The following is a 15,961-nucleotide window of genomic DNA, read 5'->3' on the forward strand; positions in this document are numbered from 1 at the left end:
TGCTTCAACACTACCACTCAGAAGGCAATTCAGTATGACAGACAATACTTATCAGCCCGCGAAAGTCTGGACGTGGGATAAATCTGCTGGCGGCGCGTTCGCCAATATCAATCGCCCGGTTTCTGGTCCGACGCATGAAAAAACGCTGCCTGTTGGCAAGCACCCGTTGCAACTTTATTCGCTGGGTACGCCAAACGGTCAGAAAGTAACGATTATGCTCGAAGAGCTGCTGGCGCTGGGCGTCACCGGCGCAGAGTACGATGCCTGGCTGATTCGCATTGGCGATGGCGATCAATTCTCCAGCGGTTTTGTCGAAGTGAACCCGAACTCGAAAATCCCGGCACTGCGCGATCATACGCATAATCCGCCGATCCGCGTGTTTGAGTCAGGTTCGATTCTGCTTTATCTGGCGGAGAAATTTGGCTACTTCCTGCCGCAGGATCTGGCGAAGCGCACTGAAACGTTGAACTGGCTGTTCTGGTTACAGGGTGCTGCGCCGTTCCTCGGTGGTGGTTTTGGTCACTTTTACCATTACGCGCCGGTGAAAATTGAGTACGCCATTAACCGCTTTACTATGGAAGCCAAGCGTCTGCTCGACGTGCTGGATAAGCAACTGGCACAGCATAAGTTTGTGGCGGGCGATGAGTACACCATTGCTGATATGGCAATCTGGCCGTGGTTTGGCAACGTGGTGTTAGGCGGCGTGTATGATGCCGCAGAGTTTCTTGATGCGGGTAGTTATAAACACGTGCAACGCTGGGCGAAAGAAGTGGGTGAACGTCCGGCGGTGAAGCGTGGGCGTATTGTTAACCGCACCAACGGACCGCTGAATGAGCAGTTGCATGAGCGCCATGACGCCAGTGATTTCGAGACAAATACAGAAGATAAGCGTCAGGGGTAATGGTTAGCGTTCGTCGCAGCAAGCCCTCCAGACCGATGTAGGCCGGATAAGGCGTTCACGCCACATCCGGCAATCAGGCAATCAGGCAATCAGGCACAATGCCTGATGCGACGCTCGCGCGTCTTATCAGGCCTACGAAAGCATCCGACTTTAATTATCACGCGCTGGTAATGTCGTAATCCATATTGCGCAGCGCGTCTAATGTGGCTTTGGCTTCATCTTCATCGATGATGCTCATGGCAAACCCGACGTGCACCAGCACCCACTGGCCCAGCAAATCAGCCGGATTGCCTTCGCAAATCAGGGCGATATTCACGTCGCGCTTGATACCACAAACTTCAACCTGCGCAAGTTGGTGAATATCTTCACCGACGGCCAGCACCTGGCCAGGAACGCCAATACACATTGTTAACTCCGGTTATTCAACTTCAATACTTTTGACGATCAGCGAATCGCCGGTATCGACACGCAACCGCTCGCCATGACAGAGCGGACACTGCGCATCGTGCTGATGAATTTCCACTACCTGGCTGCAATCCCAGCACCAGGCCTGGGCGGGTTTATAGACGATATGTAAATCGCACCCTTGCGCCACCGTTCCCTGGCAGACAATTTCAAAACTAAAACGAACCGCGCTCTCCTCAACGCAGGAGAGCGCGCCAATTTCCAGCCACACGGCGGTGACGCGCTTAACATCGTGCTGCTCCGCCTGCCGTTGGATAATTTCAACGGCGCTCTGGCAAAGCGACAACTCATGCATTTTCATCACTCCTGCGGCCAAACAGCAGGGCGCGACGCCCTGCGTGTGGCACATCCGGATTCGTGACTGGCAGCGAAAGAATCATTCGCGCGCAGTCATCCGTCAGGCGTTTGCCCTCTTCAATCGACATGCTGTGCGAAAGCGGCGACATCAGCGAGCAAGAGAGGTATTGCGAAACACCGTCCAGTTCGCCAACGGTAAAGGTCATAGTGCCATAAGGCAGTTGCAGACCGATCTTCTCACTCACTTTGCGCAGCGGCCAGAGTTGATCCGGACCGGGGAAGATCACTGCACTCAACATCCACGGGGTGATCACACACCCCGTCCACTGACCTTCGAACAGCGTAAAATCGGAAACATACACCGGCATGGAAGGATGCAGAAACGAGAGGTCGTGCATCGAACGCCGGGCAATTTCTTCAAACGCTACCTGTACTTGCGCCTTTGGGGAGGTCTGGAAACCAGCAATCTCCTCAGTCATGTGCTGCCTCCCGCAGGATGGCTTCCACGCCTGATTCGCGCAGCGCAGCCAGAACCTGCTCAAGCGCAGGTTCAATCATTGCTTCGACCGTCGGCGTTAAACCGATGTGCGGCTCCAGCGATTCCGGGATCACGCCGACCAGAGTCAGCTTTTTCGGAAACTCGCCGGTGAAGCGCAGGGCCGACAATACGTCGGCCAGGCCAAGCTGATGCGGAGAGATTTTGTTGGTAAACAACGCCGGAACTTCTTCGTCCCGCAGGATCATCATCGTTCCCGGCGCGTTCTTTTTCGACACAATGGCATCGGCAATGATCAGATGATCGCGATTTGCCATGTCGCCAAGCAGTTCCATTCCCGCCGTGCCGCCATCGAGGATCTCAACATAATCCGGCAGAATGTATCGTTGCTCTAACGCTTCAACAATCCGCACGCCGATGGCTTCATCGGTCAGCAAAATATTGCCGACCCCTAAGACTAAAATACGCATTACAGAACCTTCACTGAAACCACTTCGTTGCCGTCGGCATCCACTACGTGAACCGCACAGGCCATGCACGGGTCGAAGGAGTGAATGGTACGCACCACTTCCAGCGGTTTATTCGGATCGGCAATCGGTGTACCCACCAGCGACTGTTCATACGGACCGACGTCATCATTGAAGTTACGCGGGCCAGAGTTCCAGGTGGATGGAACGACCGCCTGGTAGTTGCTGATGATACCGTCTTTAATCACCATCCAATGGGAGAGCATACCGCGCGGCGCTTCAAGGAAGCCAACGCCTTTGAACTCGCCCGTTGCCGGAATGTTCGGCTTCACGAACGTGGTGTGGTCGCCTTTGCCGATATTAGTGATCAGTGCACTGTATTGATTTTGCAGGATATCCTGCAATTCGCAGCAGTGAACGGTACGACCAATAATACGCCCCAGAGTGGAGTGCAGTTGCGCCACTTCCAGCGTGTTGCCCGTCAGTTTCTGATAAATCGCAACGATTTCATTCAGTTTGTTCTGGGTAGACTCGCGTCCTGCCGCCAGTTTCACCAGCATGTTCGCCAGCGGCCCCACTTCTACCGTTTTGCCGTAGAAAGTCGGTGATTTCACCCAGGAGTATTTACCGTCGTCAGACCAACCGTCGTAAGCCGGAATGGTTGTGCCTTCCCACGGTGCCTGCGGTGCTTCGTCTTTATACCAGGAGTGTTTCGCGCTTTCCTGAATCCCTTTGATCAGGTATTCATCGGAATGGGAAGTAATCGGACGATACGAGGACAAATCCGCGTTTTCGATATATCCGCCAGGGAACAGGAAGCTACCGTTTTTGCTGTCGGTCGGGAATTCCGGCACACTCAGGTAGTTCACCGCACCTTTACCGCGCTCCAGCCATTCCGGATAAAACGCCGCGATAACGGCAGTATCAACCTTATAAACCTGCTCAACAAAGTCGCTCAGCTTGTCGATGAAGGACTTGATGTACATCAGGCGCTCAAGGTTCAGTACGCCCAGACCGTCGAGGTTGATCGGGTTAGCGACCCCACCTACCGCCAGGTTCTGAATGTGCGGCGTTTTACCGCCCAGCAGCGCCACAACGCGGTTAGCGTCACGCTGGCACTCCAGCGCCTGTAAGTAGTGCGCTACCGCAATCAGGTTCACTTCCGGCGGCAGTTTCATCGCCGGGTGCCCCCAGTAGCCATTGGCGAAAATACCCAACTGACCGCTGGCAACCAGATCTTTGATCTTGTTCTGAACTTTGGTGAACTCTTCCGGGCTGTTCAGGTGCCAGGTCGAAACACCTTTCAACATTTCAGAAGCTTTAGTCGGATCAGCTTGCAGTGCAGAAGTGATGTCCACCCAGTCCAGCGCCGAAAGCTGATAGAAATGGACGATATGGTCATGCGTGGTATGCGCAGCCAGAATAATGTTACGGATGTATTGCGCGTTAACCGGAACGTCAATGTTCAGCGCACTCTCTGCCGCACGAACAGAAGAGAGCGCGTGAGTGGTGGTACATACGCCACAGATACGTTGCACAATCATCCAGGCATCGCGCGGATCGCGGTTTTTCACGATCTCTTCCATGCCGCGCCACATGGTTCCGGAAGCCCATGCTTTCGAAACGACGCCATTTTCGATTTCGCAATCGATGCGTAAATGCCCTTCAATACGGGTTACCGGATCAATAGTAATTCTCTGGCTCATGCTTTGCTCGCCTCATGACGATTATGATCGTTTTGTTTTAAAGGAGGAAGTATCGGCAGTAGACGAATGAGTACGATGTAAGCGCAAATCTCAATAGCCACAAAACCAATAGAAATCAACAGTTCTTCCCACGTCGGGAAGTAGGCGTAACCGCCGCCAGGGTTGAATGCCACCAGCGAATAGGTCAGACGCCAGGTTGCACAACCTAACAGTGCGCTCAGTGCCGACAGGAACAGCATACGTGAATCATTACGCAGCTTCGCCACACGCAGAACGACCAGCGGGAAGAGCATCAGCAGGACTTCAATCCAGAACATGACGGAGTAGAAGTCACCGGCAAACGCTAACGACAGCTTGTCGCGATAGATTAACTCGCCAAAGCGCAGCACGATGAAAATCGCCAGCAGCACGCTGATGGTGTTGGTCAACTTGACGAACAGGCTCTTCTCATCCGGCCCGTTGCCACGCAGACCCGCCTGCACCAACGAACCTTCAAAGATGACTATCGAGAAGCCCATTATGAACGCCGTCAGCAGCGAGAACAGCGGCAACATTTCATAGCTCTGCCACAGCGGATGCACTTTGTAGCCCGCCGAGATCATCAGTGATCCCATGGAAGACTGGTGCATAGTCGGCAGCAGCGCGCCAAGCGCGATGATAAAGAACATCACCTTGTTCAAACGCTTGAGCGATACCTTCCAGCCCAGACGTTCAAACAATGCAGGAGCAAACTCCAGAGCCATCACACCGATGTAGATGGTCATACAAACCGCCGTCTCGAACAGTACCGAGTTCACGTTGAAGTGACCCGGAATATAGAAGTACGGCAGGTTCCAGTAACGACCGACGTCGATGGTAATCGACAAGCCACCCAGTGAGTAACCGAACAAACTTGCCAACAGTGCCGGACGCACCAGCGGATGGTATTGTCCACGGTTAAAGACGTATACCGCCCACGCCAGCGCCCAGCCGCCACAGGCGAAACCGGTGCCGATCAACAGGTCAAACGCAATCCACACGCCCCATGGGAAGCCGCCATTCAGGTCGGAGACAGAGCCCAGACCGAACACCAGACGCTTCACAATCAGGAGCATACAAATGACGATTAACGGTCCAAAAATCATGACCGGTTTACTGATGATTTTGCCGCCCAGCGGTTGTGGATCATGACTCATGATCGTCTCCTCCGTCGTGATGGTCGTTTTTGGTGTTGCGACGAACCAGCACGGTTAAGCCCGCCAGCACAGCCAGTGGTAGCATCATGCCTTTATACAGGGTGTGTTGAATATTTTCGGAACGCGCACCGGTAGAAAGATCGTCCAGTTTCGGCAAGTCGAGATTTTCATAAGGAACCCCCGTCAGTACCAGAACCTGAGTACCGCCGCCCTCTTTCTCGCCGTACAGATGCGGATAATATTTCGGCACTGTGTGCAGGTAAGTGTCGCCAGATTTCAACGTCTGACGCGGATAGTGGTATTCGCTGCCAGGCTTCAGCGCCAGGCGTTTTTTCGCCTCAGCCATCAGCTCTTCACGCGTACCAAAAATCACCGCGCCCGCCGGACACACTTCTACGCAGCCAGGTAGACCGCCTTTATCGAGACGCTCCACACCTTTCTGGTTACACAGCTCACACTTATGCAGCGCACCAAACGGGTTGTTGTAGTCGTACTTCGGCACATTGTACGGGCAGGCGACCATGCAGTAACGACAGCCGGTGCACACGTCTTTGTCGTAATGGACAATGCCGGTTTTCGGATCTTTTTTCAGCGCAGAAACCGGGCACACGGAGACACAGTTCGGATCGACGCAGTGCATACACTGTTTCTTAATGTACGCATAGCCATTCTCTTCCTGGTCTTTGTTGACGCCAGTGCCGCTGGTCCACACCTGGATGATGTTATTGGTATACGGCGACAGTTTGTCGTTGTTCGACCACGTCTGTTCCCCTTGCGGGTTACGTTCCGGGAAGTTGATATCCTGACACTTAGTCACACAAGCCTGGCAGCCTACGCACAAGGTCGAGTCATACAACATTCCCAGCGATCCCGGAATTGGCGGGCGGTTTTCAGCAGCCGCATGGCTGACAGACGGCAATGCGCCCGTCAGCAATGCCCCGCAGGAGGCTGCTTTAATAAAATTACGTCTGTTCACGGTTATTCTCCCCGTGAGTCAGCGTTATCTTTCTTTTGCTGACGACCCAGTTCACGCACCGCCATCACGCTGACACCGGCAACCAGCCCAACCACACCGCCAAGCAAACCGATAGCGCCCGCAGAAACGTTGCCGCCCTCTTTAGCGTTAACGTCCGGTTTCTGTGAACGCGGCGTCTGGTTTTCGACGTTGGCAAGCTGATGGATGCCTTTATGGAAGCCGATACCTTCTTCGTTACAGCCGTAGCACGGGTGACCAATCGCCACCGGCCATACACCGCCAACGTCGCAGAATTGCAGTGTGGAGCAGTTACCGTAAGTTTCCGGTCCTTTACAGCCGAGGTGGTACAGGCACCAGCCTTCGCGATGGCCATCATCACCAAACTCTTTGGCGAAACGACCAGCATCGAAGTGCGGGCGACGTTCGCAATGTTCGTGAATCAGACGCCCATAGGCGAAGGTCGGACGGTTTTTGTTATCCAGCTTCGGCGGTTTACCGTAAGTGATGATGTGCGCAACGGTCGCAAGGAAGTTGTGCGGGTTCGGCGGGCAGCCTGGAATGTTGATAACGGTTTTGCCCGGCAGAACTTCTTGCAGGCTGACCGCACCGGTTGGGTTAACCCCAGCAGCGGCGACACCGCCCCACGCGGAGCAGGAACCGATAGCGATAATTGCGGCAGCACCTTCTGCCGCTTTGCGGATGTGATCCACAATCGGCTCACCGGCGACCATGCAGTAAATACCGTTATCTTTTAATGGGATGGAACCATCCACAACCAACACATACTGCCCTTTGTATTTCTCGAGCGCGTTATGTTTGTTCTCTTCAACCTGATGGCCGAAAGCGGCGGAGAGCACTTCGTGATATTCCAGAGAGATAGTCTCCAGCACGAGGTTTTCTACCGTTGGATGCGTTGCACGAAGCAGAGATTCCGTACAACCAGTACATTCCTGCGCGCCAATCCAGATAACCGGCGGGCGCTGCGGGTTAGTGACCGATTCGGCCATCTCTGCGGCGGCTTTGCTACTCAACCCCATGGTGGCGGCTAATGCTGCACAAAGCTTCATGAAATCACGGCGATTAATGCCGTGAGAATGGATGAGGGTGTTATCTCCAGTCATTTATAGTTATTCCGTTGCGAAGACCTGGCATATATTTTGCCTCAACCGCAAAATCGATAATGCGATCGATGCGCCATTTACCACACAATTATTATGGTTATCATTGTCATGATACTGCGGCGGGGCGCTAAAACGAAGGGGAAGGAGCATTAGTGTAATTAATTAAAGCAAGATAATACGTATGTTTGATCAATTTTCGAGGCGATAACCAGCCATAAAAAAGCGCAAAGTAGAACAGGAATTATTCTCACGAAAGAAATCCATTACCATCTCTTTATCCAGCCCATAACGCCGCGTCAGAATGCCTGCTTCCCAGGCGCTAAGCTGACGATCGCCGGTCTTTTCATACATCCGGTGCGAGTAGCCTAATACAAAACCGCGTTTATAATCGGCGCAGAATTTCGTCACATTAACCGCACTGTCGGCATGTGTTGCTTTTAATCCCGCCATTAAGCCTTTACCAAAATGGTTATTCATAATTTATCTCCAATCGCTATATACGAATCTATATAGCGATATTTTAGGCAAAGTACGACTTTTACGCACGCTATTTTTTCCTGTATGTGAAAGACGTTATCCAGTAAGAGATAAACGCATCAAGAGAGATATTTGTCGAACCATTTCAGCGTTCTTTGCCAGGCAAGATCGGCGGCAGATTTGTCATAACGGGGAGTGGAATCATTATGGAATCCGTGATTAACCCCCGGATAAATATACGCCTCATAGACCTTATTATTCGCTTTCAACGCTGCCTCATAAGCGGGCCAGCCTTCGTTAATTCGCGTGTCCAGTTCGGCGTAGTGGAGCAGTAAAGGCGCTTCAATTTTCGCCACATCGGCGGCCAGAGCCTGGCGACCATAAAACGGCACCGCGCAGGCCAGTTCCGGATATGCCACCGCTGCCGCGTTCGATACCCCACCGCCATAACAAAATCCGGTTATACCTACCTTGCCAGTGGCTTGCGGATAGCGTTGCATAAACTCAATCGCGGCAAAGAAGTCATTCATCAGTTTGGTTGGATCGACCTGCTGTTGCAGCTCGCGGCCTTTGTCATCGTTCCCGGGATAGCCGCCAACGGAACTTAAACCGTCAGGAGCGAGGGCAATATATCCTGCCTTCGCCACTCGCCGCGCCACATCTTCGATATACGGATTCAGCCCGCGATTCTCATGCACCACCACTACGGCTGGCGTTTTGCTGTTCATCTTCGCAGGTTTCACCAGATAGCCGCGCACCTCACCATGACCATTTGGCGAAGGATACGTGATGTACTCCGCAACAATATCCGGATCGGTAAACTCCACCTGGGTCGCCCATGCGTAATTTGGCCTGAGCAAATCAAACAATGCTAATGCCGTCATCCCGCCCACTGCATACTTCGCCGCAATATTGAGGAACTCACGTTTCGATATTTTCCCGTGAGCGTAATAGTCGTAGTAGTCCAGCAACTCTTGTGGGAAATCTTTAGCGGTCAGACGCGGCATCGTTTCACTCCTCAACTGGTGTTTTTTTAAGCAAAGCATAAGCACGTGTTTTTGCCCAGTTTTTCGTCACACTGTGAGCGATGCTACGGGATCTCCCCTGGCAAATCGCTAGACTAGAAACATCGTTTCGAAATTGAACAGTGGAAAGGAGATGTCATGGTCTGGTTAGCGAATCCCAAACGTTACGAGCAGATGCAGTACCGCTATTGCGGAAAAAGCGGTTTACGCCTGCCCGCGTTATCGCTCGGTTTGTGGCACAATTTTGGTCACGTCAACGCGCTGGAGTCACAGCGTGCGATCCTGCGTAAAGCCTTTGATTTGGGCATTACGCACTTTGATTTAGCCAACAACTACGGCCCGCCTCCTGGCAGTGCGGAAGAGAACTTTGGCCGTCTGCTGCGGGAAGATTTTGCCGCTTATCGTGACGAGTTAATCATCTCCACCAAAGCTGGCTACGATATGTGGCCCGGCCCGTATGGCTCTGGCGGGTCGCGTAAATACCTGCTCGCCAGCCTCGACCAAAGCCTGAAACGTATGGGGCTGGAGTATGTCGATATCTTTTACTCTCATCGCGTCGATGAAAATACGCCGATGGAAGAAACCGCGTCGGCGCTGGCCCATGCGGTGCAAAGTGGTAAGGCTCTGTATGTCGGGATATCGTCTTACTCGCCAGAGCGAACGCAAAAAATGGTCGAGTTGCTACACGAGTGGAAAATTCCGCTGCTAATTCACCAACCTTCGTACAATTTACTGAACCGCTGGGTGGATAAAAGCGGTCTGCTGGATACCCTGGAAAATAACGGTGTGGGCTGCATTGCCTTCACTCCGCTCGCCCAGGGATTGTTAACCGGAAAATATCTCAACGGTATTCCTGAAGATTCTCGGATGCATCGTGAAGGGCACAAAGTTCGCGGCCTGACGCCGAAAATGCTTACCAACGCCAACCTCAACAGTCTGCGTTTATTAAATGAAATGGCACAGCAGCGTGGTCAATCTATGGCTCAAATGGCATTAAGCTGGTTGCTGAAAGATGATCGAGTGACGTCGGTATTGATTGGTGCCAGCCGTCCGGAGCAACTGGAGGAGAACGTACAGGCGCTAAATAATCTGCTGTTTAGTGCCGAAGAACTGGCGCAGATTGACCAACATATCGCTGATGGCGAGCTAAATCTGTGGCAGGCGTCTTCCGATAAATAACGTGTTAATACCGGGCGCGAGAACCGCGCCCGAATAAGATCAGTGATTATGACGGGTGAGTCGGTCAAGATAGCCCATCACAAATGCAGAGAGCACAAACGTCAGATGGATAATGACGTACCACATCAGTTTGTTATCCGGGACATTTTTCGCATCCATAAAGACGCGCAGTAAGTGAATGGAAGAGATTGCCACAATCGACGCCGCCACTTTATTTTTCAGCGACGTAGCATCCATTTTCCCCAGCCAGTTCAGCTTCTCTTTGTTCTCGGAGATATCTAACTGCGAGACAAAATTCTCATAACCGGAAAACATTACCATCACCAGCAAACCGCCAACCAGCGTCATATCTACCAGCGACAGTAACACGAGGATCAAATCAGATTCCGCTATCGAGAAGATATTCGGCAATACGTGAATAATCTCCTGAAAGAACTTCAGCGCCAGGGCAACCAGCGCCAGCGAAAGGCCAAAGTACACGGGGGCAAGCAGCCAGCGAGAAGCATACATTGCATTTTCAAGAAAACGTTCCATACATTCCTGTCGTGTAGTTAAAACGGGCAACAGTATATCGTAATTGAGTAAACAGCACGCAACAGCCAATCAACATATACGTTAATCCTTTGTCGCATAAATCCGACGTTTAGGGATCTTCCTGGTTACCTTATTAACCAGGAAGCGATTCCATTGTTACCGAAAGGCTCCGGTATCATCACCACTTCGTCAATCCAGGCGTATCAGCCAAGCCCACACTTGCTGGATTATGCTGCAACGAAAGCGGCGATTCTTAACTACAGCCGTGGTCTGGCGAAACAGGTCGCGGAGAAAGGGCTACGTCACTGCGGAAGTGCACGGCGTGTGCGGCGGTGAGCATTTAGGCTGAAAAAATGCCCGGTTGTGAGAAGCGACCGGGCATCATTGTGCTTTTAACTCTTGCCTGATGCGGCGAAAACACCTCATCAGGCCTGCAAACTCATGAAAATTCAAAACGTTGCAATAGATTTTGTAGGCCGGATAAGACGCGCCAGCGTCGCATCAGGCATTGGGCACCGAATGTCGGATGCGGCATGAACGCCTTATCCGGCCTACAAATTCATGCAAATTCAATATATTGCGATAGAGTCTGTAGGCCTGATAAGCGCAGCGCATCAGGCAATTCTGCGTTACTTCGCTTTGGCAGTTTCTTCGCCAACCAGACCTATCTTCAGGTAACCCGCCTGATGCAGCGTATCCATTACCTTCATCAACGTCTCGTAATCGACGGTTTTGTCCGCGCGGAAGAAGATGGTGGTATCTTTCTTACCTTCGGTTAACGCATTCAGTGCCGTAACCATCGTTTCATCGGTGACAGGATCGTTACCGATGAACATCGAGTTATCCGCCTTCACCGACAGATAAACCGGTTTTTCCGGGCGCGGCTGCGGCGTGCTGGTAGAAGCAGGCAAGTTCACCTTCACATCTACCGTCGCTAACGGTGCCGCCACCATAAAGATAATCAGCAGAACCAACATCACGTCGATAAACGGCGTCACGTTGATGTCGTGCATTTCGCCGTTATCGTCGAGGTTTTCGTTAAGATGCATTGCCATCGGACATTATCCTGCGCGTAATTTTTGTGCGACACGAACCGGATGCGCAGCGGCGCTGGCTTCCAGATCCAGATCACGGCTTTGCAGCAACAGCACCTGCGCTGCGACATCACCCAGCATCGCTTTAAAGCCGCCAATCTGACGTGCGAATACGTTATAGATAACAACCGCCGGAATTGCTGCCACCAGACCGATTGCCGTTGCCAGCAGCGCTTCTGCGATGCCCGGTGCAACAACTGCCAGGTTGGTAGTCTGCGTTTGCGCAATACCGATAAAGCTGTTCATGATGCCCCAGACTGTACCAAACAGCCCCACAAACGGCGAAATCGCGCCGATGGTTGCAAGGTAGCCGTTACCGCGCCCCATTTGACGCCCCACTGCGGCGACCCGACGTTCAAGGCGGAAACTGGTGCGCTCTTTAATACCGTCGTTATCGTCGCTGCCTTCTGACAGTTCCAGCTCGTTCTGCGCTTCATTGAGCAAATGCAGACTTAAGCTTTTGCTACCAAAATCAGCGGCGATATCGTTGGCCTGGTTTAAGGAGCGAGCTTCAGCCAGCAGTTGCTGTTCACGCTTCAGGCGACGCTTCTGGTTTAAGAACTCAACGCTCTTGCTGAAGAAGATTGCCCAGGTGACTACGGAGGCCAGAATCAGCCCAATCATCACGCACTTAACGACAATATCGGCGTGCTGATACATACCCCAGACGGAAAGATCCGTCTGCATTAAATTATTACCCACTGTGTATCTCCAGGACGCAAGTCACAAAATCTGCGCACAATAATATCAAAACGACGTCGAATTGATAGTCGTTCTCATTACTATTTGCATACTGCCGTACCTTTGCTTTCTTTTCTTTGCGTTTACGCAGTAAAAAAGTCACCAGCACGCCATTTGCGAAAATTTTCTGCTTTATGCCAATTCTTCAGGATGCGCCCACTATTATTCATGCTAGTTTAGACATCCAGACGTATAAAAACAGGAATCCCAACATGGCAAACAAACAACTTGATACTCAACTGGTCAATGCAGGACGCAGCAAAAAATATACCCTTGGCGCGGTAAATAGCGTGATTCAGCGCGCCTCCTCGCTGGTCTTTGATAGTGTGGAAGCAAAAAAACACGCGACGCGTAATCGTGCCAATGGTGAATTATTCTATGGCCGCCGCGGAACGTTAACGCACTTCTCATTGCAAGAAGCGATGTGTGAACTGGAAGGTGGCGCAGGCTGCGTGCTGTTTCCTTGCGGGGCGGCAGCCGTTGCCAATTCCATTCTCGCGTTTGTCGAACAAGGCGATCATGTGTTGATGACCAACACCGCCTACGAACCGAGTCAGGATTTTTGTAGCAAAATCCTCAGCAAATTGGGCGTAACGACATCGTGGTTTGATCCGCTGATTGGCGCGAATATCGTTAAACATCTGCGGCCAAATACCAAAGTGGTATTTCTGGAATCGCCAGGTTCCATCACTATGGAAGTGCATGATGTTCCGGCGATTGTCGCCGCCGTGCGCAGCGTGGTGCCGGACGCCATCATTATGATTGATAACACCTGGGCTGCCGGAGTGCTGTTCAAAGCCCTCGATTTTGGTATCGATATTTCCATTCAGGCCGCCACCAAATATCTTGTGGGTCACTCAGATGCGATGATCGGCACCGCGGTGTGCAATGCCCGTTGTTGGGAGCAACTGCGGGAGAACTCTTATCTGATGGGGCAGATGGTCGATGCCGATACCGCCTATATGACCAGCCGTGGCTTGCGCACTTTAGGCGTGCGTCTGCGTCAGCATCATGAAAGCAGTCTGAAAGTTGCGGAATGGCTGGCAGCACATCCGCTGGTTGAGCGGGTTAACCACCCTGCTCTGCCGGAAAGTAAAGGCCATGAGTTCTGGAAACGAGATTTTACAGGTAGCAGCGGACTATTTTCCTTTGTGCTGAAGAAAAAACTCAACGACGAAGAACTGGCGAACTATCTGGATAACTTCAGTTTATTTAGCATGGCCTACTCGTGGGGCGGCTATGAATCGTTGATCCTTGCGAATCAGCCGGAACATATCGCAGCCATCCGCCCACAAGGAAAGATTGATTTCAGCGGCACGTTGATTCGCCTGCATATTGGTCTGGAAAACGTCGACGATCTGATTGCCGATCTGGACGCGGGCTTTGCACGAATTGTGTAACATTGCCAAATTTGGACAATTTTGCAGACATTTAATTGTGATTAGTCTTAAATTGTTGCGTCCGGGATCAAGGCGTCCCGGACGATTCAGGAGTACAATAGGCAAATAAAGGCTTAAACGCTGTTCCACAGGAAAGTCCATGGCTGTTATTCAAGACATTATCGCTGCGCTCTGGCAACACGACTTTGCCGCGCTGGCGGACCCTCATATTGTTAGCGTTGTTTACTTTGTCATGTTTGCCACGCTGTTTTTAGAAAACGGCCTGTTGCCCGCCTCGTTTTTGCCAGGCGACAGCTTGTTAATACTGGCTGGCGCACTGATTGCCCAAGGGGTTATGGATTTTCTGCCAACAATCGCGATTCTGACTGCCGCAGCCAGTCTGGGCTGCTGGTTAAGTTATATTCAGGGACGTTGGTTAGGTAATACCAAAACGGTGAAAGGCTGGCTGGCGCAGCTTCCGGCTAAATATCATCAACGCGCCACCTGTATGTTTGACCGCCACGGTTTGCTGGCTCTGCTGGCTGGGCGTTTTCTCGCATTTGTCCGCACACTGCTGCCAACAATGGCGGGGATTTCCGGTCTGCCAAACCGTCGCTTCCAGTTTTTCAACTGGCTAAGTGGACTGCTGTGGGTCAGCGTGGTGACCAGTTTTGGTTACGCCTTAAGCATGATCCCGTTCGTTAAACGCCATGAAGATCAGGTGATGACGTTTCTGATGATCCTGCCAATTGCCCTGTTAACCGCAGGCCTGTTAGGCACGCTGTTTGTGGTAATTAAAAAAAAATACGGTAACGCCTGACATTTTCCTCTGTTCCCGGCAGCAATGCCGGGAACGCATTTAACTCCCCTGCATCGCCCGCATTCTTGCTGCATCTTCACCCGGCGTCACACCGAAGTAACGTTTAAATTCGCGGCTGAACTGTGATGCACTTTCATAACCTACACGCATCGCTGCCGCACTGGCTTTCATGCCATCGTGGATGATCATCATTCGCGCCTTATGCAGCCGGTAGTTCTTCAAATACTGCAAAGGCGAGGTGCTGGTGACAGATTTAAAATTATGATGGAAGGCAGAAACACTCATATTGGCTTCTGCCGCGAGTTGCTCGACGCTTAGATTTTCGGTGTACTTATTCTCAATACGTTTCAGCACGCGGCTAATCAGACTGAAATGCGTCTGGCGACTGACCAGCGCCAGTAATGCTCCGCCGCAAGGTCCAGTCAGCACGTAGTAAAGAATTTCGCGGATGATCTGCTTGCCGAGAATGCGCGCATCCAGCGGTCGCTCCATCACATCCAGTAACCGCTCCGCCGCACATAAAATCTCTTCTGACAGCGTGGCGGAGTTTATGCCGCTGGCTGCCATCGACGGTTGAAAATGTTCATCCTCGCCAATGTCCATCAACAGTTCCTGTAACTGCAAAATATCAACATTGAGACGTAAGCCCGCTAATGGCACCTCCGGCGTAGCGTAAGTTTCGCACTCAAAGGGTAATGGCACCGTCAGTAGCAGATATTCATTGGCATCATAACGAAACACTCGTTCATTGATATAACCGATTTTATGCCCGGAAAAGAGAATTATGATGCCTGGCTCGTACATTACCGGCGTACGTGCCCCGGGATTCTCGCCAAACAGCAAGCGCACATCAGGCAACAGTTCTGACAAACTATTTTCTTTATTTTTCAGATTATTAATTTTATCCGTCAGCAGTCGGCAAATCTCTTCACGTTTCATATCGTGTAATTTCTTAGGATTAATGCGGCAATTTGATTGTGCGCAATTTTGTACTATTTCTCCAGCACTCTGGAGAAATAGGCAAGACATTGGCAGAAATGAGCATTGAGAGCCACGGCGCTGGCGACCACAATGACAAACATCAGGCAGACTGATCTCTGCCCTCATA

General features: G+C 51.7%; 18 protein-coding genes and 1 pseudogene. 5 read left to right on the forward strand and 14 right to left on the reverse strand.

Annotated elements, in window-relative coordinates; translation table 11 throughout:
• Window positions 1-34: 34 nt before the first annotated feature.
• On the forward strand, window positions 35-901 hold the full coding sequence (gene yghU, locus A1SC_RS09700; protein ID WP_000131798.1) for a glutathione-dependent disulfide-bond oxidoreductase: 867 nt from the start codon (window positions 35-37) through the stop codon (window positions 899-901).
• 157 nt (window positions 902-1,058) lie between these two features.
• On the opposite strand, the gene hybG is transcribed toward yghU, so the two are convergent.
• From hybG to yghX, 10 genes are all read right to left on the reverse strand, one after another.
• Window positions 1,059-1,307, reverse strand: coding sequence for a hydrogenase maturation factor HybG (gene hybG / locus A1SC_RS09695; RefSeq protein ID WP_000334894.1), 249 nt, complete (start codon window positions 1,305-1,307; stop codon window positions 1,059-1,061).
• A 12-nt stretch (window positions 1,308-1,319) separates the two neighbouring features.
• Entirely contained in the window at window positions 1,320-1,661 is a 342-nt protein-coding gene (gene hypA / locus A1SC_RS09690; protein ID WP_000544957.1) for a hydrogenase maturation nickel metallochaperone HypA, read from the reverse strand.
• Complete coding sequence (gene hybE / locus A1SC_RS09685; RefSeq protein ID WP_016262550.1) at window positions 1,654-2,142, reverse strand: hydrogenase-2 assembly chaperone; 489 nt, start codon at window positions 2,140-2,142, stop codon at window positions 1,654-1,656. The genes hypA and hybE overlap by 8 nt, the downstream gene beginning before the upstream one ends.
• The gene (locus A1SC_RS09680) at window positions 2,135-2,629 is read right to left on the reverse strand and encodes a HyaD/HybD family hydrogenase maturation endopeptidase (protein WP_016262551.1); all 495 of its coding nucleotides are present in this window, start codon (window positions 2,627-2,629) and stop codon (window positions 2,135-2,137) included. The genes hybE and A1SC_RS09680 overlap by 8 nt, the downstream gene beginning before the upstream one ends.
• Window positions 2,629-4,332: a hydrogenase 2 large subunit gene (hybC, locus tag A1SC_RS09675; RefSeq protein WP_000083056.1), complete on the reverse strand. Its 1,704-nt coding sequence runs from the start codon at window positions 4,330-4,332 to the stop codon at window positions 2,629-2,631. The genes A1SC_RS09680 and hybC overlap by 1 nt, the downstream gene beginning before the upstream one ends.
• On the reverse strand, window positions 4,329-5,507 hold the full coding sequence (hybB, locus tag A1SC_RS09670) for a Ni/Fe-hydrogenase cytochrome b subunit (RefSeq protein ID WP_000017694.1): 1,179 nt from the start codon (window positions 5,505-5,507) through the stop codon (window positions 4,329-4,331). Before hybB ends, hybC begins: the two co-directional genes overlap by 4 nt.
• Window positions 5,497-6,483 (reverse strand): hydrogenase 2 operon protein HybA, encoded by a 987-nt coding sequence (gene hybA / locus A1SC_RS09665; protein ID WP_001081870.1) that lies wholly within the window; start codon window positions 6,481-6,483, stop codon window positions 5,497-5,499. The genes hybB and hybA overlap by 11 nt, the downstream gene beginning before the upstream one ends.
• A gap of 2 nt (window positions 6,484-6,485) precedes the next feature.
• Window positions 6,486-7,604, reverse strand: coding sequence for a hydrogenase 2 small subunit (gene hybO, locus A1SC_RS09660; RefSeq protein WP_000145417.1), 1,119 nt, complete (start codon window positions 7,602-7,604; stop codon window positions 6,486-6,488).
• Between the two features lie 189 nt (window positions 7,605-7,793).
• Window positions 7,794-8,081: a DUF2623 family protein YghW gene (yghW, locus tag A1SC_RS09655; protein WP_001059136.1), complete on the reverse strand. Its 288-nt coding sequence runs from the start codon at window positions 8,079-8,081 to the stop codon at window positions 7,794-7,796.
• A gap of 119 nt (window positions 8,082-8,200) precedes the next feature.
• Window positions 8,201-9,088 carry a YghX family hydrolase gene (gene yghX, locus A1SC_RS09650; RefSeq protein ID WP_010378800.1) on the reverse strand — a complete coding sequence of 296 codons (888 nt, stop codon included), beginning with the start codon at window positions 9,086-9,088 and terminating at the stop codon, window positions 8,201-8,203.
• A gap of 156 nt (window positions 9,089-9,244) precedes the next feature.
• On the opposite strand from yghX, the gene gpr reads away from it, so the two are divergent.
• A complete protein-coding gene (gene gpr, locus A1SC_RS09645) occupies window positions 9,245-10,285 on the forward strand; it encodes an L-glyceraldehyde 3-phosphate reductase (protein ID WP_016262552.1) in 1,041 nt (346 codons plus the stop codon).
• Between the two features lie 39 nt (window positions 10,286-10,324).
• Here gpr and A1SC_RS09640 read toward each other — a convergent pair whose 3' ends face one another.
• Complete coding sequence (locus A1SC_RS09640; protein ID WP_001517102.1) at window positions 10,325-10,819, reverse strand: TIGR00645 family protein; 495 nt, start codon at window positions 10,817-10,819, stop codon at window positions 10,325-10,327.
• Window positions 10,820-10,945: 126 nt separating this feature from the next.
• On the opposite strand from A1SC_RS09640, the pseudogene A1SC_RS0122080 reads away from it, so the two are divergent.
• Window positions 10,946-11,122, forward strand: a pseudogene (locus A1SC_RS0122080) (SDR family oxidoreductase); the annotation flags it as partial.
• Between the two features lie 326 nt (window positions 11,123-11,448).
• Here the strand turns inward: A1SC_RS0122080 and exbD are convergent.
• Together exbD and exbB are read right to left on the reverse strand one after the other, a co-directional pair.
• Entirely contained in the window at window positions 11,449-11,874 is a 426-nt protein-coding gene (exbD, locus tag A1SC_RS09635; RefSeq protein ID WP_001240714.1) for a TonB system transport protein ExbD, read from the reverse strand.
• A gap of 6 nt (window positions 11,875-11,880) precedes the next feature.
• Window positions 11,881-12,615, reverse strand: coding sequence for a tol-pal system-associated acyl-CoA thioesterase (gene exbB / locus A1SC_RS09630; protein ID WP_016262553.1), 735 nt, complete (start codon window positions 12,613-12,615; stop codon window positions 11,881-11,883).
• A 251-nt stretch (window positions 12,616-12,866) separates the two neighbouring features.
• Here exbB and metC point away from each other — a divergent pair, with 251 nt between their 5' ends.
• Window positions 12,867-14,054, forward strand: a complete 1,188-nt coding sequence (metC, locus tag A1SC_RS09625) for a cystathionine beta-lyase (protein WP_016262554.1) — start codon at window positions 12,867-12,869, stop codon at window positions 14,052-14,054.
• A gap of 139 nt (window positions 14,055-14,193) precedes the next feature.
• On the forward strand, window positions 14,194-14,853 hold the full coding sequence (gene yghB, locus A1SC_RS09620; protein ID WP_000268420.1) for a DedA family general envelope maintenance protein YghB: 660 nt from the start codon (window positions 14,194-14,196) through the stop codon (window positions 14,851-14,853).
• Between the two features lie 39 nt (window positions 14,854-14,892).
• On the opposite strand, the gene yqhC is transcribed toward yghB, so the two are convergent.
• Window positions 14,893-15,792, reverse strand: a complete 900-nt coding sequence (yqhC, locus tag A1SC_RS09615) for a DNA-binding transcriptional regulator YqhC (RefSeq protein WP_016249216.1) — start codon at window positions 15,790-15,792, stop codon at window positions 14,893-14,895.
• Between the last annotated feature and the right edge of the window lie 169 nt (window positions 15,793-15,961).

The organism is Escherichia sp. KTE52, assembly GCF_000408325.1.
In the GTDB taxonomy this organism is placed as follows: Bacteria; Pseudomonadota; Gammaproteobacteria; order Enterobacterales; family Enterobacteriaceae; genus Escherichia; species Escherichia marmotae.